Origin of the sequence: Pantoea sp. DY-5, from assembly GCF_019795955.1 — a bacterium.
Taxonomy (GTDB): Bacteria; Pseudomonadota; Gammaproteobacteria; order Enterobacterales; family Enterobacteriaceae; genus Pantoea; species Pantoea leporis.
The window spans coordinates 35,402-55,296 of sequence record NZ_JAIMIE010000008.1 but is presented as its reverse complement, the minus strand read 5'-3'; the positions used below and the strand labels follow the sequence as shown (position 1 = coordinate 55,296).

Sequence of the window (19,895 nt, the reverse complement as noted above, 5' to 3'; positions counted from 1 at the left end):
TCCCTTTTCACATGCACTAAGCTGTTAACTCTCACCATTTCGGGAAGAGTGATTCTATGTTGTATCGCCGTTTTGAACGTTTTATCAATATTTTCCAGGATGCGCCAACCGATTCCCCGCCCGCCAGCGTCTGGCCGTTTTACTTCTACTATCTGCGTCAGGTGTGGCCGAGCTTCGTCGCGCTGCTGATTGTCGGACTGGTGCAAGCGCTGATCGAAGTGGCGCTGTTCAGCTATCTCAGCCGCATCATTGACCTGGTTAATCACTCGACGCCCGCCTCGCTGTTCAGCGATAACTGGCAAATATTGTTGTGGATGGGCTTTGTCGCGCTGATTCTGCGGCCGCTGGTGATTGCCGCGCACGATATGCTGGTGCATCAAAGCATTAACCCAAGCATGACCAGCATGATCCGCTGGCAGCATCACAACTACGTGCTGCGTCAAAGCCTGAATTTCTTCCAGAACGATTTTGCCGGGCGCATTGCCCAGCGCATCATGCAGACCGGTAACTCGCTGCGTGATTCGGCGGTACAGCTGGTGGACGCCATCTGGCACGTGGTGATTTACGCGGTGACCTCGCTGGTGCTGTTCGCCGAAGCCGACTGGCGCTTGATGATTCCGTTGGTGATCTGGATTGTGGCTTACAGCGTGTCGCTGAGCTTCTTTGTGCCGCGCGTTAAACAGCGTTCGGTGGTGTCATCGGAAGCACGCTCGAAACTGATGGGCACCATCGTCGACGGCTACACCAATATCGCCACCATCAAACTGTTTTCGCATAACGATCTGGAGAAGCGTTACGCACGCGAAGCCATTCAGGAGCAAACCGACAAAACCCAGCACGCCAGCCGCATGGTCACCACCATGGATATCACGCTCTCCACGCTGAATGGCTTGCTGATTGTCAGCACCTCCGGCCTGGCGCTGTGGTTGTGGAGTCAGTCGCTGATCAGCGTCGGCGCGATTGCGCTGGCGACCGGTTTGGTGATCCGTCTGGTGAACATGTCCGGCTGGATCATGTGGGTGGTGAACGGCATCTTCGAAAACATCGGCATGGTGCAGGATGGCCTGAATACCATCGCGCAGCCGCTGAGCGTGCAGGATGAACCGAATGCGAAAAACATGCAGGTGACGCGCGGCCAGATTCGTTTTGAGGATGTGCGCTTTGATTATGGCGGCAGTCGACAGGTGATCAATCGCCTCAACCTCAACATCAAGCCGGGCGAGAAGATCGGTTTGATTGGCCCGTCCGGGGCCGGTAAATCCACCCTGGTGAATCTGCTGCTGCGGCTGTATGACATCAACAGCGGCCGTATTGTGATTGACGATCAGAACATCGCTGAAGTGACGCAGGAAAGCCTGCGCGGACAAATTGGCATGATCACGCAGGACACGTCGCTGCTGCATCGCTCAATTCGCGAAAACCTGCTGTATGGTCGTCCGGATGCGACGGAAGAGGAGCTGCAGGCGGCGATTATCCGCGCGCGCGCCGACGAGTTCATTCCGCTGCTTTCTGATCCGCAAGGCCGCACCGGGCTAGATGCGCACGTGGGCGAGCGCGGCGTGAAGCTGTCGGGCGGTCAACGTCAGCGTATCGCCATCGCGCGCGTGCTGCTGAAGGACGCGCCGATTCTGATCATGGACGAAGCCACCTCGGCGCTGGATTCCGAGGTGGAAGCGGCGATTCAGGAGAGCCTGGAAACGCTGATGCAGGGCAAAACGGTGATTGCTATCGCGCACCGTCTTTCCACTATCGCCAAAATGGATCGTCTGGTGGTGCTGGAGCAGGGTGAGATTGTCGAGATGGGCAACCACCGCGAACTGCTGGCGCACGGCGGACTTTACGCGCGCCTGTGGCAGCATCAGACCGGCGGTTTTGTCGGCGCGGATTAATCACCACGCCGATACGGTAAGGCGTCGCGCGCTTCAATTGCCCAGCCGCGCACGCCTTCCCGTTCCTGCAGCAGAAAATCCGCCACCGCATCGCGCAAACCGGGATGACACAGATAGTGCCACGAGTGGGTAATGTGCGGCTCAAAGCCGCGCACCAGCTTATGCTCGCCCTGCGCGCCCGCATCAAAACGCTGCACACCTTCCGCGATGGCGAAATCCATGCCCTGATAGAAGCAGGTTTCAAAATGCAGCCGATCAAACTCCGCCAGACAGCCCCAATAGCGGCCGTACAGCGTGCTGCCGTCCATTAAGCAGAACGCCATCGCTGCCGGTTGCCCTTGTAGCGAGGAAATCACCACGCGAATCGAATGCGGCATGCGCTCCGCCAGCAGGCTAAAGAAGTGGCGGGTCAGATAGGGCCGCTGGCCGCGCACCGCGTAAGTGTTGGCATAACAGGTGTAAACAAAATCCCACTGATCCTCGCGCAGCTCATCGCCGCGATACCAGCTGAATTCAAAGCCGCTGCTCATCACCTGCTCACGCTCTTTGCGCAGCTGTTTGCGCTTGCGCGACATCAGCGTGTCGAGGAAATCCTGAAAATCGCGGTAGCCTTTGTTATGCCAGTGATACTGAAAGCCGAGGCGCTCCAGCCAGTCTGGCTGCTGCTGCATGATGTGGTTGGCGAACGGCGTGGTGAAGTTGATGTGCGCGCCGCTCAGACCGTGTTGATAGAGGTTATCCGGCAGCGCGCTGAGCAGTTTCAGCACCGCTTCTTCATCGCCCAGCAGGCGTGCGCCAGTCACCGGACTGAACGGAATCGCGCCCAGCCATTTCGGATAGTAAGGAATACCGGCGCGCTGACAGGCATCCGCCCACGCATGGTCGAACACATATTCACCGCGCGAATGGCGTTTGCGATAGCCCGGCAGCGCCGCACGCAGCGTGCCGTTTTCGCGCCACAGCAGGTGATCCGTCTGCCAGCCGTTTTCGGGCCGCACGCTGCCGCTCTCTTCAAGTGACAAGAGAAATGCGTGGCGTAAAAACGGTTGATCGTCAGGTAACAGCGCATCCCATTCGACGGCGGCAATCTCCGCCAGCGATGACAGATGTAGCAAAGACATTCACGGCTCCCGGCCTGATGAAAGCAGGCGCCTAGTTCAACAGGTTTTCCCGCGTGGGAAAAGGTGCAGCGCACTGAATGTGTATTCAGGAGATTTGACCAGACGGTCGCCATGAATGGCGACCCTACGACGGATCGGCGCGGTTTTGTAGGGTCGCCATTCATGGCGACCTTGTCCATTAATGCACAGTGCAGAATTTGACACGGGCGGCCCGCAGGCCGCACCCTACGATTTTCTCGTCAGCTGGAATGTTCATGGATCGCCTCGATTGTGACCGCATGTTTGTCGCCGTGCTGGAAGTGGGCAGCTTCGCCGGTGCTGCCGAACGCCTCGGTACCAGCAGCGGCCAGGCGTCGAAGCTGGTCTCCCGGCTGGAGCAGGAACTTGGTGTGCAGCTGTTTAAACGCAGCACGCGCGCGCTCTCGCCCACCGAAGTCGGCCGCGCCTATTACGAGCGGGTAAAAACGCTACTCGAAGCCTTTGATACGCTGGATGCCACGGTGCGCGACAGCGCCACCACGCCGACCGGCCGCCTGAAGATTAGCGCGCCCGGCACGTTCGGTACGGCGGTGCTGGCCAGCGTGCTGGTGGAGTTCGCGCGTCATTATCCGCAGATCGAACTCGACGTGAACTTCTCCGATCGTGCAGTTAACATCGTCGATGAAGGCTTTGATATGGCGATTCGCATCGGCAAACTCGACGACAGCAGCCTGATTGCGCGCCGCCTTGGCGATGTGCCGATTCGCGTGGCGGCGTCTTCCGGTTATCTGCTGCAACACGGCACGCCGCAGCACTGGCGCGATTTGGCGGCTCATCAGTGCATCAGCGATACCAACTTCCGCGATCCCTGGCATTGGCCGTTCGTGACGCCGTGCGGCGACAGCGTCAGCATGCCGATTCGCGGTCGTCTCTGTTTCTCCAATACCGAAGCCTGTTTGCAGGCGGCCATCGCCGGATTGGGCATTGCGCGGCTACCAGGTTTTATTGCCGCACCCGCCCTGCAGCGCGGTGAAATCGTCTCGCTATTAGAGGAATTCGCCACGCCGCCCATGGGCCTGTTCGCGCTCTATCCGCCGGCGCGTCATCTGGCGCAGAAAACCCGGCTGCTGATCGATTTCCTCGCCGCCCATTTCCAGCACCATCCGCCCGGCTAATTCCTTCCATTTTGGAAGCAATGAAAGCCATTTTGCCCGGATTATCGCCCAACCAGCAGCGCTGTATGCTCACTTCATCAACACTGAGGAGAGAAGACGATGCTGGTAAACGGTAAGTGGAGTGCAGAGTGGCATCCGGTGCAAGCCACCGATCAACAAGGCGGATTTGTGCGCCAGACCTCCAGTTTTCGTCACTGGATTAGTGCAGATGGTTCCAGCGCATTCGCTGCCGAGCCGGATCGTTATCACCTCTATGTGGCGCTGATTTGTCCGTGGGCCTCGCGCACATTGCTGGCGCGCAGTCTGAAAGGGCTGGAGAAGGTGATCAGCGTGTCGGTGGTTGAGCCGCAGCTCGGCGCGCAAGGCTGGCACTTCGGTGATTATCCTGGCGCGGATCGCGACTGGCTGAATAAAGCCGAATACCTTCACGAGCTTTATACCCGCGCCGATGCCGATTTCACCGGCCGTGCCACCGTGCCGGTGCTGTGGGACAAAAAGACGCAAACCATCGTCAATAACGAGTCGGCCGATATCCTGCGCATGCTGAACAGCGGCTTTGGCGCACTGGCGGACGATCGCATCGATCTTTATCCCGAAGATCTACGCGCGGAGATCGACGCACTGAACGAATCGATCTATCCGCGCCTGAATAACGGCGTCTATCGCACCGGTTTTGCTACCACGCAGGTGAGCTATCAGCAGGCGTTTAACGATGTGTTCAGCCAGTTGGATGAGCTGGAGCTGCGTTTACAGGATGGCCGCACTTTCCTGCTCGGCGAGCGCTTAACCGAAGCGGATATCCGCCTGTTCGTCACGCTGGTGCGCTTTGACGCCGCCTATCACGGCCTGTTTAAATGCAACCTGCGCCGCCTGCGCGACTATCCGCTGCTCGATCGTTATCTGAAGAGTATGCTGTCGGTCTCTGGCGTGCGTCAGACGGTGAATATCGATCATATCAAGCAGGGCTATTATTCGATTAAAGCGCTGAATCCCAACGGCATTGTGCCGGTTGGCCCGGATATGGCGGCCTACGGTTTATAAGGAGCAGTGCGATGGCAAAAGCGTTAGTGATTTTTTTACATGGCGTCGGCAGTAACGGCGATGACCTCGCGGTGCTTGGCGAACATTGGGCGCGCCTGCTGCCGGATGTGGCGTTTGCCTCGCCAAATGCGCCCTATCCTTTTGAACATGCGATGGGATATCAGTGGTTTAGCCTGACCGGCATCACCCCCGAAAACCGCCCGGCGCGCGTGCGTGATGCGCGCGCGGCCTTTGATGAAACGCTGCAACAGCTGATGGCGCAGCACGGCATGGCGGATGCGTGGGACAAAGTGATTCTGGTGGGCTTTTCGCAGGGTTCGATCATGGCGTTAGATGCGCTGGCGTCGGGCCGTTATCCGCTGGCTGGCGTGGTGGCCTTTTCCGGCCGTCTGGCGTTTGACGGCGCGTTGACGCCGCAGCCGTATACGCCTGCGCTGCTGATTCATGGCAAAGCCGATGAGGTAATTCCGTTTAGCGAAAGCGCAGCGGCGGAGCAGCGCTTGCAGCAGGCTGGCGTGACGGTGGAAGCGCGCTATGAAGCGGCAACCGGCCACACCATTTCATCGCAGGGTGCGATGGATGCCGCCGGTTTCATTGCGCAATGTTTGCAGGATTAAGGCCAGTAACGATTTAACGCCTGCCACGCTTTTTGCGCAGCCACATCTGCTGGCTGCGCCTTCAACTTATCATTAAACACTTCAATGCCGACCGGCCCGCTGTAACCGGCACTTTTCAGCTTATCGACAAAGCGTTCCACTTCGATGATGCCGTCGCCCGGCAACAGGCGCTGATGACGCGCATACTCGCTGAGCGGTTGCTTATCCTGCGGCGGCATTTCGGCCATATCGCACAGCTGCACTTCGTAGATACGCTCGGCGGGAATACCATCCAGCTGGGATGCATCGCCGCCTAACGCGCAGATGTGGAATAGATCGACCACCAAACCGATATTCGGCTGGTCCAGCCGTTGCAAGCGTTCCCACGCCAGCGGCAGCGTGTTATCTACGCTGCACCACGCCATCGGCTCATACATGATGCGCATGTTGTAGCGCGCGGCTTCCGATGCCATCCAACGCAAATCTTCATCAATACGCGCCGCCACACAATCGTCACGCGTGCTGGCCGGTGCCTGAATGGTGTCGCAGCCGATGGTTTGGGCAATCTGAATAAACTGACGCAGCTCTTCGCGTTTTTGCTGGCGGTCGCGATCCGGCGCACCGGTGAAATCGCGTAGCACCTGCACATTGGTGAAGCCAAGCTGCAACTGCTTCGCTAACTGTGGCGTACTGGCTTGCACATCGGCGCGCCAGATCTCAACCTGTTCGAAACCGGCGGCGCGTGCGGCACGCAGCTTCTCCTCAGGTTCACCGTTTAACAACACCAGGTTAAGGAATTTAGGGTTACAACGCATGACACAGCTCCTTAATCGTCCGGATAATCGGTGACAAATTCTGTGCGTCACGCGCACAGAATGGCGATCAGTATCTACCTCTGAGGAGTTATTTCAAGCGCGATGGTTATCCGAGCAGATTGACCGCGGCAAAACCGGCGAAGGTCATCAGCAGCGAACCAATAACATGCACCATCACGCTCGACATCGCCCAAAGGTATTTACCTGATTGTAGCAACCCAACAATTTCTGCAGAAAAAGTGGAAAAGGTGGTTAAGCCGCCACACAAGCCAGTGACAATTAACAGTTTCCAAAAGGGATCGATATGCGGGTTACGCACAAAAAAGGCCAGCGCCGCGCCGATGATAAAACCGCCTACCAGATTCACCATCAAGGTGCCGGGCGGCAAATTGGGAAACAGCGCGTTAAAACGTAATGAGATCAACCAACGCAGCGTACAGCCCACCGCACCGCCCAGCACCACCGCCAGTAACGATTTCAACATAGTTTGGAGCTCCTGATATGAATGACGCGCAGGGCCGCGGCAGGACAGAATAACACCTGACACACCGCCGTCTCCCGCGCAGGGATACGAGTGTTGTCAGGCGTCATCAGCCGTCTGTGACCAGAACGGCGGTTGGGGAAGGTGGCACGCCATCACCTTAGGCGGGAGATAATACGCTGGCTTGGCAATGCAGACAATATGGTGAAGGAGGCACAATGGTGTCGCGGCGCGATCTATCGCGCGCATCAGTGAAGGCACCGTGCCAACCCCTCTTTGCGTAATAAATTGCGCCGCTACGGTTGGTGCCAATATCAACGTTCGAAGTGAATCACGCCCTTAATCAGTTCCCGGTTATTAATCACATCCGCTTCAAAGCGCTCTGCCAGGGTGGAAAAATCATAATGCCGATTGAGCATCATGTCGGCACGAAGCTGCCCGTTCGCCATCAATTCGCCTACTTTCGCGAAATCTTCCAGCGTGGCGTTGCGGCTGCCCAGCAGCGTGGTTTCTTTTTTGTGAAACTCGATATCCGGGATCACCAGATCGCCTTTATGCAGGCCGACAAACACGATGGTGCCGCCGTGACGAATCAGTTTCACCGCGCCGTTCATCGCCGCTGGGCTGCCGGTGGCATCGATCACTTTGGCCGGCAAACGCCCACCAAATTCCGCCCGCAACTGCGTTTCAAAATCGGCGTCTAATGGATTCACCGTCGCCAAACCCAGCTTCTGCGCTACGTGCGCGCGGCGTTGCTCGCTGGTGTCGGCCACCACCACATTCGCTCCCGCCGCCGCCGCAATCGCGGCCACGCCAAGACCAATCGGACCTGCGCCCACCACCAAAACCTGCTCATCCGCCGTAATGGCCGCACGGCGCACCGCATGCGCGCTGATGGCGAAGGGTTCAATCAGCGCGGCGGCTTCGGGATCAACCTCATCCACCGCCAGCAAATTGCTGGTCGGCACGCTGAGGAATTCACAGAAACCGCCATCCTGATGCACCCCAATCACCGAGATCTTTTCGCAGCAGTTGGTTTTGCCACTTAAACAGGCATCGCACTGCTGGCAGGCAACGTAGGGAATCAGCGCCACGCGCTGGCCCAGCCTGAAGCCGCTGGCCTGGCTGCCGAGCTCCACCACTTCGCCACACAGCTCATGCCCCAACACGCGTGGATAGCTGAAAAACGGCTGATTTCCGGCCCAGGCGTGGATATCGGTGCCACAAATGCCGGCGGCGATCGGTTTGATCAGAACTTCATGGGCGGCGGGCGTCGGCTTCGCGCGCTGCTGCCATACCATCTGGCGCGGCTCGGCGACCACCAGCGTTTTCATCGTTGTCATTGGCTTCTCCTGTGCTGTTGTCGCAGTTATGGCGAAAATCGCCGATGACAGCGTTTTGCGTTGGGGGAAGTGTGAAGCCAACCGCTTTTTTTGGGCTTTGTATGGTTTTTAATAGATAAAAAACCGGAGACGCGTATGAGCCGCAGCCAGAACCTACGTCAGAACGTGATTAACCAGATGCTGGAAGGCATTGCTAAACGGCATATCCGTTCGCCGTTGCCCCCGCAGGCGGCGCTGGCCGAGATGTTCAACATCAGCCGCACTACGGTGCGCCACACTTTGCAGCATCTGCATGAGCGCGGCGTGCTGGAAAAGGTGGATGAAACCTACGTTATCGTGCGCGATCCCAGCGAAGAAGATGGTTTTAACGCCCTGACGCCGCCGATCGATCAGCAGGCGCTGCAGTTTGAGCAGACCTTTTTCAACCTGATCAATCAACGTCAGCTGATGCCGGGCGATACCTTTAGCGAGCTGCAGTTAGCCCAGCAGGTGAAGGTCAGTCCGGTTGTGGTACGTGAATTCCTGCTGCGCTTTATGCGTTATGACCTGCTGGAACCGGTGAAGCGCGGACAATGGCGCATGAAGAAGTTCGATCAGAAGTATGCCGAGAACCTGTTTGAGCTGCGTGAAATGCTGGAAACCCACGCGCTGACCCGTTTTCTCAACCTGCCCTCGCAGGATGAGCGCTGGATGCAGGCGCGCGACCTGCTGGATCGCCATCGTTCGATGCGTGACACCATTGCCAGCAATTACCGCCACTTCGCCGCGCTGGATAAAGAGATGCACACGCTGATTCTCTCCGCCGCCAACAATCCGTTTTTTAATCAGTCGCTGGAGATTATTTCCGTGATTTTTCACTCGCATTATCAATGGGATGAAACCGATCTTAAGCAGAGAAATATCGTGGCGCTGGAGGAACATATGGCGATCCTGACAGCACTGATTAGCCGTCAGGATGTCGAAGCCTTGTGCGCCCTGCACACTCATCTCGGCACCGCCAAGACATCGATGATCCGTTCGATCCGCCAGTACAATTAAAAACCGATTAAAAACCACAAAGCATTAGCTCCCGCACGAATCTGAAACATCTCCGCAACATCCCGATCTGATTGCTTCTAGTCTCGAAGTCAATCCGTTGGGGCAGCACCGTTTTGCTGCCGCAGGATCCCACACAAACGCATAACGATAAGTACCCAGATCCGGGAGGTCGCAATGGAAAATACTTCGGCTCGTGGCCGCGAAAACGCGCCACAACCGGCTGCAGACGGGCAAGATTTTATCCCGGCACGCAGTGACGTGGTGCGCTCGCCGCGCATCAGAAAGATCCAGATTACCGCCATGCTGCTGCTGCTGTTCGCCGCCATGATCAACTATCTCGACCGCAGTTCGCTGTCGGTGGCCAATATGACCATCCGGGGAGAACTGGGTTTATCCGCGACTGAAATTGGCGTGCTGCTGTCGGCCTTCTCGCTGGCGTATGGCTTAGCGCAGCTGCCGTGCGGTGCGCTGCTCGATCGCAAAGGGCCGCGCATCATGCTGGCGATTGGTATGTTCTTCTGGTCGCTGTTCCAGGCGGCCGCCGGTTTGGTGCATAACTTCACCCAGTTTATTTTGGTGCGTATCGGGTTAGGTATTGGCGAAGCACCGATGAACCCGTGCGGCGTGAAGGTGATCAACGACTGGTTCAACATCAAAGATCGCGGCATGCCGATGGGCATGTTTAACGCCGCTTCGATGATTGGCTTGTCGATTGCGCCACCGATTCTGGCCGCGATGATGATGGTGATGGGCTGGCGCGGCATGTTTATCACTATCGGCGTGCTCGGCATGTTTCTCGCCATCGGCTGGTATCTGATGTACCGCGATCGCGATAACAACACGCTGAGCGGCGAAGAGATTCACTATCTGCAGGCGGGCAGCGTGGCATCGCGCAAAGAGCCGCTGAGTTTTGCCGAGTGGCGCGGCCTGTTTAAGCAGCGCACCATGTGGGGCATGATGATTGGCTTCAGCGGCATCAACTACACCGCGTGGCTGTACATCGCGTGGCTGCCGGGCTATCTGCAATCCACTTATCACCTCGATCTGAAAAGCACCGGTTTACTGGCTGCGATTCCATTCCTGTTCGGCGCGGCGGGCATGCTGCTGAACGGTTATGTGGTCGATGCGCTGGTGCGTCGTGGCCATGATGCGGTGAAGGTGCGTAAGATCTCTATCGTCACGGGCATGCTGTTGTCCGCCGCGTTTACCGCCTTTGTAACGCGTGCCACCGACACCACCAGCGCGGTGACCATGATTGGTATGGCGCTGTTCTGCATCCACTTTGCCGGTACATCGTGCTGGGGTTTGATTCACGCCAACGTCACGGCGCGCATGACCGCCTCGGTCGGCAGCATCCAGAACTTCGCCAGCTTTGTGTTCGCCTCGTTCGCCCCGGTGATCACCGGTTGGGTGCTGGATACCACCAAGTCGTTTAGCCTGGCGTTGATGATTTGCGCCGGTGTCACGGTGGTGGGTGCGCTGGCCTATTTGCTGCTGGTGCGTAAGCCGATTACCGATGGGGTTTGATTGAGTGTCGGATGTGGGACGGTCGCCATAAATGGCGACCCTACGAAATCGGCATTACGACGGACGGGTGAAAAACTGCGATTCACACTGGCGCGCGATTTCCCACAGCTTGTTGCGAATCACCTGTTTCAGCTGCAGCGTCGATTGCGACTGTGGCTGATCGCGGCGGCTGATCAACATCACTTCAAAGGGTAGCGGCTGCGCGACTGGCAACAGCTTGAGCTGGTCGGCATAACGGCACGCGGTAAACAGATCGACAATCCCGACGCCGCCGCCCGCCAGCACCATATCGGCAATCACCGAATAGGTTTTGATCGACAGCGATACCGCCGGATTGAGCCCTTTATCGCGCAGCGCGCGGTGCAGCACCCGACCGAGCGGATCCTGATTCTGCATCATCAGCAAATTGTTGGCGCACAGCCACTCCAGCGTCACCGGCTCATGGTGGGTGTGATCGCGCGGCAGCAACGCCACCATCGACGACTGAAACAGCGGTTCCGCCAGTAAATCGGCATCCACCTGCTGACCAAACACCAGCGCGAAATCGAGCTGATTATCCATCAGCATGCGGCACAAGGTGCTGAAGTGCTCGGTGACCAGTTCCACGCTGACCGACGCCGCCTGTTGCCGCCAGTTCACCAGCGCGGGTGCTAATACCATCTGACCAAACGCATGCGCAGCACCCACGCGCACCGTTTGCCCTTCGCCGCGCCGTAGCTGCTCGGTCAGCTGGGTAATCGCCTGTAAACGCTGATAGATATCTTCCACTTCCGGCAGCAAGCGCCGCCCTTCTGCCGTCACCACCATGCCCTGCGCGCGCCGCTCAAACAGCGCAAAACCGAGCTGCTGCTCGGCGTGATTAAGCACGCGGCTGACATTCGGCTGCGACACATTCAGCAAACGCGCCGCCGCACTGATGCTGCCGGTCTGCACAATCGCCTGAAAGACTTCAATATGCCGCAGCCGCATGATTATTCGCCCCAGGTGGCTTCAAGCACGCGCAGCCAGTTGCCGTGGCAAATCTTCTCCAGCAGCTCGCGTGAATAGCCGCGCTGCGCCAGCGCCTGCACCAGTAGCGGGAATCCGGCCACGTCCTTCAGATCGCCTGGCATGGTGGCGCCATCGAGATCCGAACCAAAACCGACGCCCTCTTCCCCCACTTTTTCCAGCAGATACTCAACGTGGCGCACGATGGCATCGACGCCGGTCGGCGCATGACGATCGCCATCTTCACGCAGGAATGGCACGGCAAAATTGACGCCGACAAAGCCGTTGGTTTCGGCAATCGCCGCCAGCTGGCGATCGGTGAGATTACGCGACTGCGCGCTGAGCACATGCGCGTTGGAGTGGCTCGCCACCAGCGGCGCATCACTGATTTCCGCGGTGTGCCAGAAGCCTTTCTCATCCATATGCGACAAGTCGACCATGATGCGGCGGCGATTACAGTCGCGCACCAGCTGCTTGCCCGCAGCCGTCAGGCCGTTGCCGATATCCGGCGACGAGGGATAGAGGAACGGCACGCCGTCGCCGAACTGATTCGGGCGGCTCCACAGCGGTCCCAGCGTGCGCAAGCCGCTGGCATACAGCATGTCGAGCAGCTCGCCGTGGGTATCCAGCGCTTCCGCACCTTCGACGTGCATCACCACCGCTAACACCTTGTTCGCCATGCAGTGACGAATCTCGCGCACGCTGCGGCAAATCTTCACCTGGCCATTCGAGGCCTGCTCAATGCGCAGCAGCAGCGCCAGCATGGAAAAGGTCGCGTCGCGCGCTGAGTTGATAATTTCCTGAGGAAAATCTGCGAGGTCTGGCGCACTTCTTGCAATCAGAGGGTGGGACGGCACCCAGGTGGCGAAAATGCCACCTACCATATTTCCCTGACGGATACGCGGCAAGTCCATTTGGCCCGTTTTGGTGCCAGTAAAAAAGGCATTAACCGCGTCCGGCTGATGGTGCTGCCACAGCTTATTCAGCACATCGTTGTGGCCGTCAAAGACCGGAATATCGAGGGTAATCGAGTCAGACATGTTGTTCAGTTCCATGTTCGGGGGAAAGCGCAGCACTGCCAGCTGGCGGAGCAAATTGCACCATAAAAGGGCAAAACCACACGCGTGAAACAAAGGACGTAGAACCGGTATTAATCCTCCGGCGGGTGCCTAAAGTCAAGACAAAAAACAATCAAATAACGATTTTTTATTTTAATTATCAATAAGTTGGGAGTTTACATGGTTACCAGAAGACGTTTTCTTGCAGGATGCACTGCTGTACCTGTTGTTTCCTACCTCAGCCTGAATTCTTCCTTTGCCGCGACGCCGCCGACCATGCTGGTGATCGCGATGCAGCTCGATAACATCACCAGCCTCGATCCACACGAAAGCTTCGAAGCCACCGGCGGCCAGATCTGCGGCAACCTCTATCAACGTCTAGTCACGCCCGATCCCAAGCAAGCCGATAAAGTGATTGGTCAACTGGCGCAAAGCTGGGACGTCAGCAGCGATAACGGCACTTACACGTTCCATCTCGATCCGGCGGCCAAATTCGCCGATGGTTCGCCGCTTACCGCAGAAGACGTGGCGTTCTCGATTGAGCGTATCGTCAAGCTGGATAAGAGCCCGGCCTTTATTATCAACCAGTTCGGCTTTACCAAAGACAATGTGACGCAGCGGGTCACCGCGAAAGATGCGCACACCGTGGAGATGAAACTCGGCGCGCCGGCGGCCGAAACCTTCCTGCTCTACTGCTTGTCCGCCACCGTCGGCAGCATCGTGTCGAAGAAAGCCTGTCTGGCGAACCAGCAGAACAATGACTTCGGTAACGGCTGGCTGAAACAGCACAGCGCCGGTTCCGGTGCCTTTACCCTGCGCACCTGGAATGCCAGCGAAACGGTGATTCTGGAGATTAGCCCGCAATATAAAGGCGCCAGCAAAACCAAACGCGTGATCCTCAAACACATCGCCGACCCAGCCGCGCAGGCGCTGATGCTGAAAAAAGGCGATGTTGATGCCGCGTATGACCTCACCACCGAACAGCTGCTGCAGGTGAAAAACGACAGCAGCGTGTCGCTGGTGAATCAGTCGCTGTCGGCCATCATGCTGATGTCGTGCAACACCAATAATCCGTATCTGAAAAAACCGCAGGTGTGGCAGGCGCTGAAGTGGGCGCTGGATTACGACAGCATTCAGAAAAACATTCTGTCGATGAGTTTTGTTACCCATCAAAGCTTCCTGCCGAGCGGCTTCCCGGCGGCGCTGGACGATACGCCATTCCACAAAGATCTGGCGAAAGCCAAAGCGCTGCTGGCCGAAGCGGGATATCCGGACGGTTTCGAAATCACCCTCGATCACTACTCCATGCAACCCTATCCGGACATCGCGCAGGCAATTCAGACGCAATTGGGCGCGATTGGCATCAAAGTGTCACTGATCGCCGCCGAAAACCGCCAGGTTCTGACCAAGATGCGTGCGCGTCAGCATCAGCTGGCATTGACGGTTTGGGGCGCCGATTACTTTGATCCCAACTCCAACACCGAAGCCTTCTGCGTTAACACTGACAACAGCGATAACGCGCGTGCGCGAACGCTGGCGTGGCGCTGCAGCTGGTCAGACGATGAATTTAACAAACTCACCGAGCAGGCGCTGCATGAGCCGGATCCGACGAAGCGCATCGCGCTCTATCAGCAGATTCAGCAGCTAGGCCGCGAGAAGAGCCCGTTTATTTTCATGATGCAGAAGACCAAAAACGTGGCCACCAGCAAAGCGCTGAGTGATGTCCACATGACCGTACTGGAGCAGTGGCCGTATGCGCAGGTGAAAAAAGCCTGATGCCGTTACTGAAGAGAATCGTCAGCACCCTGGGAAGCCTGGTGCTGACGCTGTTTGGTCTGTCGGTGTTGACCTTTTTCATTGGCCGCGTCATGCCCACCGATCCGGTGCTGGCGGCGGTCGGTGATAACGCACCGCAATCGGTGGTTGAGCGCGTACGTGCGGAAATGGGGCTGGATCAGCCCCTTTACGTGCAGTTTGGTCACTACCTCAATCAACTGCTGCATGGCGATCTCGGTAAATCGATTCTCACCTCGAATCCGGTGATTACCGATATCGCCCGCTTCTTCCCCGCCACCATGGAGCTGGCAACGGCGGCCATCATCATCGCGGCGCTGATCGGCATTCCGCTCGGCGTGTGGGCGGCGGTGCGTCAACGTTCGTGGGTCGATCAAACCATTCGCGTGATCTGCCTCGCCGGCCATTCGCTGCCGGTTTTCGTGCTGGCGCTGCTGAGCCTGCTGATATTCTACGCGGTGCTCGGCATTGCGCCCGGCCCCGGACGGCAGGACATCATCTGGCAGGATATGGTGCCGCAGGTCACCGGCTTCCTCACCATTGATTCGCTGCTGGCCGGAGAAACGGACGCCTTCTGGGATGCGCTGGCCCACATGGCGCAGCCGGTGCTGATTCTGGCCTACTTCAGCATGGCCTACATCACGCGTATGACGCGCACCTTTATGCTTAACGCGCTGAGCGGCGAGTTCGTGATCACCGCGCGCGCCAAAGGTTTGTCGTCACGGCGGGTGATTTGGCGGCATGCGTTTCCCACCGTGGCGGTTCAGCTGGTCACGGTGCTGGCGCTGACCTACGCCGGATTGCTGGAGGGCGCGGTGGTGACGGAAAACGTCTTCGCCTGGCCCGGTATCGGCCAATATCTCACCACCTCGCTGATGAACGCCGACATGAACCCGGTGATCGGCGCCACTTTGCTGGTCGGCACCGTGTATGTGCTGCTCAATCAGCTGGCTGACCTTCTCTATCGACTTTGGGACCCGCGCGTAAAATGATCTTCTTCTCACGAGAATGGCTGCTCGACGACACGCCAGCCAATCGCCGCCAGGCGGTGTGGGGCCGGCGTTATCGCCTGTGGCTCAGCCTGCGCAGTAATCCGCTGGCCATGGCCGGATTGCTGGTGGTGGCGGTGATGCTGCTGCTGGCGCTGTTTGCGCCCTGGCTGACGCCGTTCGAACCCGGTATGCAGCATCTGGAAAACCGTCTGGCGGCCCCTTCCGCCGCGCACTGGCTCGGCACCGATGAGCTGGGGCGCGATGTCTGGACGCGCATTATCTACGGCGGCCGCACCACGCTCGGCATGGTGATCGCCGTGGTGCTGCTCACCGCGCCGCTCGGCCTGCTGATTGGCTGCATTGCCGGCTATGCCGGCGGTTTCATCGATAAAGCGCTGATGCGTTTGACCGACATCTTCCTCGCCTTCCCGCGTCTGATTCTGGCGCTGGCGTTTGTCGCCGCGCTGAAACCCGGCGTGGAGAGCGCGATTCTGGCGATTGCCCTGACGTCGTGGCCGCCGTATGCGCGTCTGGCGCGGGCCGAAACCCTGCAGTTCCGCCACAGCGACTTTATCGCCGCCAGCCGTCTGACCGGCGCTTCGCCGCTGCGCATTATCCTGCGCCACATCATGCCGCTGTGCGTGCCGAGCCTGATTGTGCGCGTCACGCTGGACATGAGCTCCATCATCATCACCGCTGCCAGCCTCGGTTTTCTCGGCATGGGCGCGCAGCCGCCGTCACCGGAATGGGGCACGATGATCGCCACCGCACGTCGTTTCCTGTTCAGCGAATGGTGGGTGCCATTGATGCCGTGTATCGCGATTTTCCTGACGTCTCTGGCGTTCAACTTTCTGGGCGACGGTCTGCGTGACGTGCTGGATCCTAAGGAGCGCTAAATGTTGGTGGAAATTGAGAACCTGCGCGTTGCCTTCCGCTCGCGCAGCGAAACCGTTGAAGCAGTGCGCGGCGTCAGTTTTAGCGTTGGCCACGAGAAGTTTGCCATTGTCGGCGAAAGCGGCTCCGGCAAATCATTGACCGCGCGCAGCCTGATGCAGCTACTGCCGGGCAACGCGGAAGTGAGCGCCGATGTGCTGCGCTTTGACGGCATCGATCTGCGCGGAGCCAGCGAGAAAGTGCTGCGCAAAATTCGCGGCAAGCGCGTCGGTTTTATCCTGCAGGACCCGAAATATTCGCTCAATCCGGTGATGACCATCGGCCAGCAGATTGCCGAAGCCTGGCGCGAGCACAAAGGCGGCAGCCATAAAGCGGCGATGCAGGCGGCGATTGAGCTGCTGGAGCAGGTGAAGATTCGCGACCCTGAAGCCGTGGCGCAACGCTATCCGCATGAAGTCTCGGGCGGCATGGGTCAGCGCGTGATGATTGCCATGATGCTGGCACCCGATCCGGAACTGTTGATCGCCGATGAACCCACCAGCGCGCTGGATGCCACGGTGCAGGCGGAGATTCTGAAGCTGATTGACGAGCTGGTATCGGCGCGCGGCATGGGGCTGATCCTGATTAGCCACGATTTGCCGCTGGTGTCGCACTTCTGCGATCGCGTGGCGGTGATGTACGCCGGCCGCATCGTTGAGCTGCTCGATGCCGGGCAGTTGCAGCAGGCGCAGCATCCCTATACGCGTGGTTTGCTGGCGTGTTTGCCGTCGTTGCGCCATCCGCGCGAACGTTTACCCGTATTGCAGCGCGATGCCGCGTGGCGAGAATAATTTATGATTCAAATCGATAACCTGCGCATCAATTTCGGTGCGCACACGGCGGTAAAAGACGTCAGTTTCTCGGTCGGTAACGGCGAAAGTTTTGGCCTGGTCGGTGAAAGCGGCTCGGGCAAATCCACCATCCTGCGCGCGCTCGCCGGACTGAATGCCGACTGGCAAGGCAGCATGCTGTTTGGTGGCATGCAGCTCAGCGCCAAACGCAGCCGCGCCTTCTACCGTCAGGTGCAGATGGTATTTCAGGATCCGTTTGGTTCGCTGCACCCGCGCCAGACCATCGATCGCATCCTGCACGAACCGCTGCTGGTGCATCAGCTCGATCGCGCCGAACAGCGCATCAGCCAGGCGTTAAGCGAAGTGGGGTTGCCCGCGTCGGTGCGTTTCCGCTATCCGCATCAGCTGTCGGGCGGCCAGCGTCAGCGCGTGGCGATTGCGCGCGCGCTGATCGCCGAACCGGAAGTGCTGCTGCTGGATGAGCCGACCTCGGCGCTGGATGTGTCGGTGCAGGCCGAAATCCTCAATTTACTCAGCGATCTCCGCAGCGAGCGCAAACTCACCTACATTATGGTGACGCATAACCTCGCGGTGGTAACGCATCTGTGTCAGCGCATTGGCGTGATGCAGAATGGCGAGATGGTGGAACAGCTGAGCGCCGACGATCTGCGCGCGCGGCGCATCCAGCATCCACATACCGCCCAACTTTTCGATCTCAGCATGACGCTGGAGGAACCGGCATGACCGCTTACTGGCAACGCGCCGCGGATGTCGCACAACAGATCACTGAAAGCTGGCAACAGCCAGGCGCGCCGGGCGGTGCGATGATCCTGTTTGATGCGCACCAGATTCACTCAACACACTGTGCCGGGTTGGCCGATTTGGCGCAGCAAACGCCGTTCAGCGCCGATAGCGTGGTGCGTTTCGCCTCCATCACCAAACATCTGTTTGCCGCGCTGGTGACCGGGCCGGGACGCCGCTATCTCAAGCTCGACGATCCGCTGGTGCAGCATTTGCCGCAGCTGAGCGGAGCCAACGGCCAGATCACCGTCGGCCAGGCGCTGGATATGAGCAGCGGTTTGCCGGACGTGCGCGAAACCTTATCGCTGCTGGGATTGTCGGTGTACAACGCCACCAGCGCCGACGACCTGCTGGATTTTATCGCGCGCGAAGGTGAGCTCAACTACGCGCCCGGCAGTGAAATCTCCTACACCAACACCGGCTATCGGCTGGTTGAAGAGGCGCTGAAAGCCAAAGGCGTGTTATTCAATGACCTGCTGCAGCAGTACATCTGCGATCCGCTGGATATCAACCTGATTGCGCCGGAAAGCTGGTTCGATATTGTGCCCGGTTTAGTGCCCGGCTACTGGCAAAACGGCGCGCAGTGGCAGCTCTCCAGCGCCGGTTTGCATCTCTCGGCATCGGGCAGCGTCACCGGCAGCCTGAATCATCTGACGCGCTGGCTGCAAAGCCTGCTGGCCGATAGCGGGCCGGGCGCGGGCGTGCTGCAGCGCCTGAGCGCGCCGCGTCATCTCAACGATGGTCGCACCAGCGGATACGGTTTGGGCATCACCAGCTCGACGCTCGGCAGCCAGACGCTGTTCGGTCACGGCGGTTCGCATGCCGGTTATAAGAGCTATTTCCTGCTGCATCCGGAGCTGAAAATCGGCGTGGCGCTGGTCGCCAACCGCGAAGATGTCACCACGTCGGAAAGCGTGCTGCGCGTGATGGCGGCGCTGCTCAATCGCGCGTTACCGGAGAAAGGACACGATTTAACGCCCGGACTTTACGTGGCGGAAAACGCCGCCGACTGGCTGGAAATCAAAGGCGCGACCGCCACCTGGCTCGGCGCAGGCGAAACCCTGTGGCGTGACGATGTGCACGGCACGGCGGTGTCGCTCTCCAGCACTTTCCCGATGCAATTACGCCATGCTGGCGCGGCGATTGTGGGAGAGATTGGTCATGCCGCACGACGTTTTGTGCCGGTGCAGGCCGATCAGGCCAGCCTCGATCATCTGCAGGGCCGCTGGTTCGCGCCGCAGTGGCGCAGCGAGTTGGTGATTGAGGGCGACAGCTTAATCATGGGCATCGGCCCGGCGGCGATTCGTGCGCGTTTGCAGTCGCTGGGCAACGATCGCCTATTAGCCATCGCGCAGGATGGACCGTGGGAGAAGCGCTTCGCGATTGCGCGCGAAGGCGACACGCTGCGGCTGCAATTGAATCGTAGCCGCGTGGTGCGCTTTTTACAGACAGCACGCCCTGAATAATTCGAGTTGCAGCAAGGCGGCAAGTGGGTGAATCCCCAGGAGCTTACATCAGTAAGTGACTGGGGTGA

The 19,895-nt window shown here is 58.7% G+C and carries 18 protein-coding genes and 1 riboswitch; of the genes, 12 read left to right on the top strand and 6 right to left on the bottom strand.

Going from position 1 to position 19,895, the window contains the following annotated elements:
* Positions 1-56: 56 nt before the first annotated feature.
* Complete coding sequence (locus tag K5Y30_RS21390; RefSeq protein WP_222213288.1) at positions 57-1,889, top strand: ABC transporter ATP-binding protein; 1,833 nt, start codon at positions 57-59, stop codon at positions 1,887-1,889.
* On the opposite strand, the gene K5Y30_RS21385 is transcribed toward K5Y30_RS21390, so the two are convergent.
* A complete protein-coding gene (locus K5Y30_RS21385; protein WP_222213286.1) occupies positions 1,886-3,010 on the bottom strand; it encodes a GNAT family N-acetyltransferase in 1,125 nt (374 codons plus the stop codon). The two genes, K5Y30_RS21390 and K5Y30_RS21385, sit on opposite strands and share 4 nt — an antisense overlap.
* A 254-nt stretch (positions 3,011-3,264) precedes the next feature.
* Between K5Y30_RS21385 and K5Y30_RS21380 the strand changes: the two genes are divergently transcribed.
* The 3 genes from K5Y30_RS21380 (at position 3,265) to K5Y30_RS21370 (ending at position 5,822) form a co-directional block, all read left to right on the top strand.
* Positions 3,265-4,164 carry a LysR family transcriptional regulator gene (locus K5Y30_RS21380; RefSeq protein WP_222185973.1) on the top strand — a complete coding sequence of 300 codons (900 nt, stop codon included), beginning with the start codon at positions 3,265-3,267 and terminating at the stop codon, positions 4,162-4,164.
* 99 nt (positions 4,165-4,263) lie between these two features.
* Positions 4,264-5,205: a glutathione S-transferase family protein gene (locus K5Y30_RS21375; RefSeq protein ID WP_222213284.1), complete on the top strand. Its 942-nt coding sequence runs from the start codon at positions 4,264-4,266 to the stop codon at positions 5,203-5,205.
* 11 nt (positions 5,206-5,216) lie between these two features.
* Positions 5,217-5,822: an alpha/beta hydrolase gene (locus K5Y30_RS21370; RefSeq protein ID WP_222213282.1), complete on the top strand. Its 606-nt coding sequence runs from the start codon at positions 5,217-5,219 to the stop codon at positions 5,820-5,822.
* On the opposite strand, the gene K5Y30_RS21365 is transcribed toward K5Y30_RS21370, so the two are convergent.
* The 3 genes from K5Y30_RS21365 to K5Y30_RS21355 form a co-directional block, all read right to left on the bottom strand.
* Positions 5,819-6,616, bottom strand: a complete 798-nt coding sequence (locus K5Y30_RS21365) for a sugar phosphate isomerase/epimerase (RefSeq protein ID WP_222213279.1) — start codon at positions 6,614-6,616, stop codon at positions 5,819-5,821. The genes K5Y30_RS21370 and K5Y30_RS21365 overlap by 4 nt on opposite strands.
* A 106-nt stretch (positions 6,617-6,722) precedes the next feature.
* Positions 6,723-7,100, bottom strand: a complete 378-nt coding sequence (gene crcB / locus K5Y30_RS21360; RefSeq protein ID WP_101762757.1) for a fluoride efflux transporter CrcB — start codon at positions 7,098-7,100, stop codon at positions 6,723-6,725.
* Positions 7,101-7,190: 90 nt separating this feature from the next.
* A riboswitch (Fluoride riboswitch) is annotated at positions 7,191-7,266 on the bottom strand.
* 145 nt (positions 7,267-7,411) lie between these two features.
* Positions 7,412-8,440 (bottom strand): zinc-binding alcohol dehydrogenase family protein, encoded by a 1,029-nt coding sequence (locus K5Y30_RS21355; protein WP_222213277.1) that lies wholly within the window; start codon positions 8,438-8,440, stop codon positions 7,412-7,414.
* 135 nt (positions 8,441-8,575) lie between these two features.
* Between K5Y30_RS21355 and K5Y30_RS21350 the strand changes: the two genes are divergently transcribed.
* Together K5Y30_RS21350 and K5Y30_RS21345 are read left to right on the top strand one after the other, a co-directional pair.
* Positions 8,576-9,478, top strand: coding sequence for a GntR family transcriptional regulator (locus tag K5Y30_RS21350; protein WP_192236923.1), 903 nt, complete (start codon positions 8,576-8,578; stop codon positions 9,476-9,478).
* A gap of 174 nt (positions 9,479-9,652) precedes the next feature.
* Positions 9,653-11,005 carry an MFS transporter gene (locus tag K5Y30_RS21345; RefSeq protein WP_101762760.1) on the top strand — a complete coding sequence of 451 codons (1,353 nt, stop codon included), beginning with the start codon at positions 9,653-9,655 and terminating at the stop codon, positions 11,003-11,005.
* 54 nt (positions 11,006-11,059) lie between these two features.
* Here K5Y30_RS21345 and K5Y30_RS21340 read toward each other — a convergent pair whose 3' ends face one another.
* Positions 11,060-11,974, bottom strand: coding sequence for a LysR family transcriptional regulator (locus K5Y30_RS21340; RefSeq protein ID WP_222213275.1), 915 nt, complete (start codon positions 11,972-11,974; stop codon positions 11,060-11,062).
* A 2-nt stretch (positions 11,975-11,976) separates the two neighbouring features.
* On the bottom strand, positions 11,977-13,032 hold the full coding sequence (locus K5Y30_RS21335; protein WP_101762792.1) for a dipeptidase: 1,056 nt from the start codon (positions 13,030-13,032) through the stop codon (positions 11,977-11,979).
* Between the two features lie 198 nt (positions 13,033-13,230).
* On the opposite strand from K5Y30_RS21335, the gene K5Y30_RS21330 reads away from it, so the two are divergent.
* Genes K5Y30_RS21330 through K5Y30_RS21305 form a run of 6 tightly spaced genes read left to right on the top strand, consistent with a single transcriptional unit; the run spans position 13,231 to position 19,827 of the window.
* A complete protein-coding gene (locus K5Y30_RS21330; protein WP_222185967.1) occupies positions 13,231-14,826 on the top strand; it encodes an ABC transporter substrate-binding protein in 1,596 nt (531 codons plus the stop codon).
* Positions 14,826-15,836 (top strand): ABC transporter permease, encoded by a 1,011-nt coding sequence (locus tag K5Y30_RS21325; protein WP_222213273.1) that lies wholly within the window; start codon positions 14,826-14,828, stop codon positions 15,834-15,836. Before K5Y30_RS21330 ends, K5Y30_RS21325 begins: the two co-directional genes overlap by 1 nt.
* Positions 15,833-16,732 (top strand): ABC transporter permease, encoded by a 900-nt coding sequence (locus tag K5Y30_RS21320; RefSeq protein ID WP_061719814.1) that lies wholly within the window; start codon positions 15,833-15,835, stop codon positions 16,730-16,732. The genes K5Y30_RS21325 and K5Y30_RS21320 overlap by 4 nt, the downstream gene beginning before the upstream one ends.
* On the top strand, positions 16,733-17,560 hold the full coding sequence (locus K5Y30_RS21315; protein ID WP_192415463.1) for an ABC transporter ATP-binding protein: 828 nt from the start codon (positions 16,733-16,735) through the stop codon (positions 17,558-17,560).
* A gap of 3 nt (positions 17,561-17,563) precedes the next feature.
* Positions 17,564-18,304 carry an ABC transporter ATP-binding protein gene (locus K5Y30_RS21310; RefSeq protein ID WP_110867700.1) on the top strand — a complete coding sequence of 247 codons (741 nt, stop codon included), beginning with the start codon at positions 17,564-17,566 and terminating at the stop codon, positions 18,302-18,304.
* The gene (locus K5Y30_RS21305) at positions 18,301-19,827 is read left to right on the top strand and encodes a serine hydrolase (protein ID WP_222213271.1); all 1,527 of its coding nucleotides are present in this window, start codon (positions 18,301-18,303) and stop codon (positions 19,825-19,827) included. The genes K5Y30_RS21310 and K5Y30_RS21305 overlap by 4 nt, the downstream gene beginning before the upstream one ends.
* Positions 19,828-19,895 lie beyond the last annotated feature (68 nt).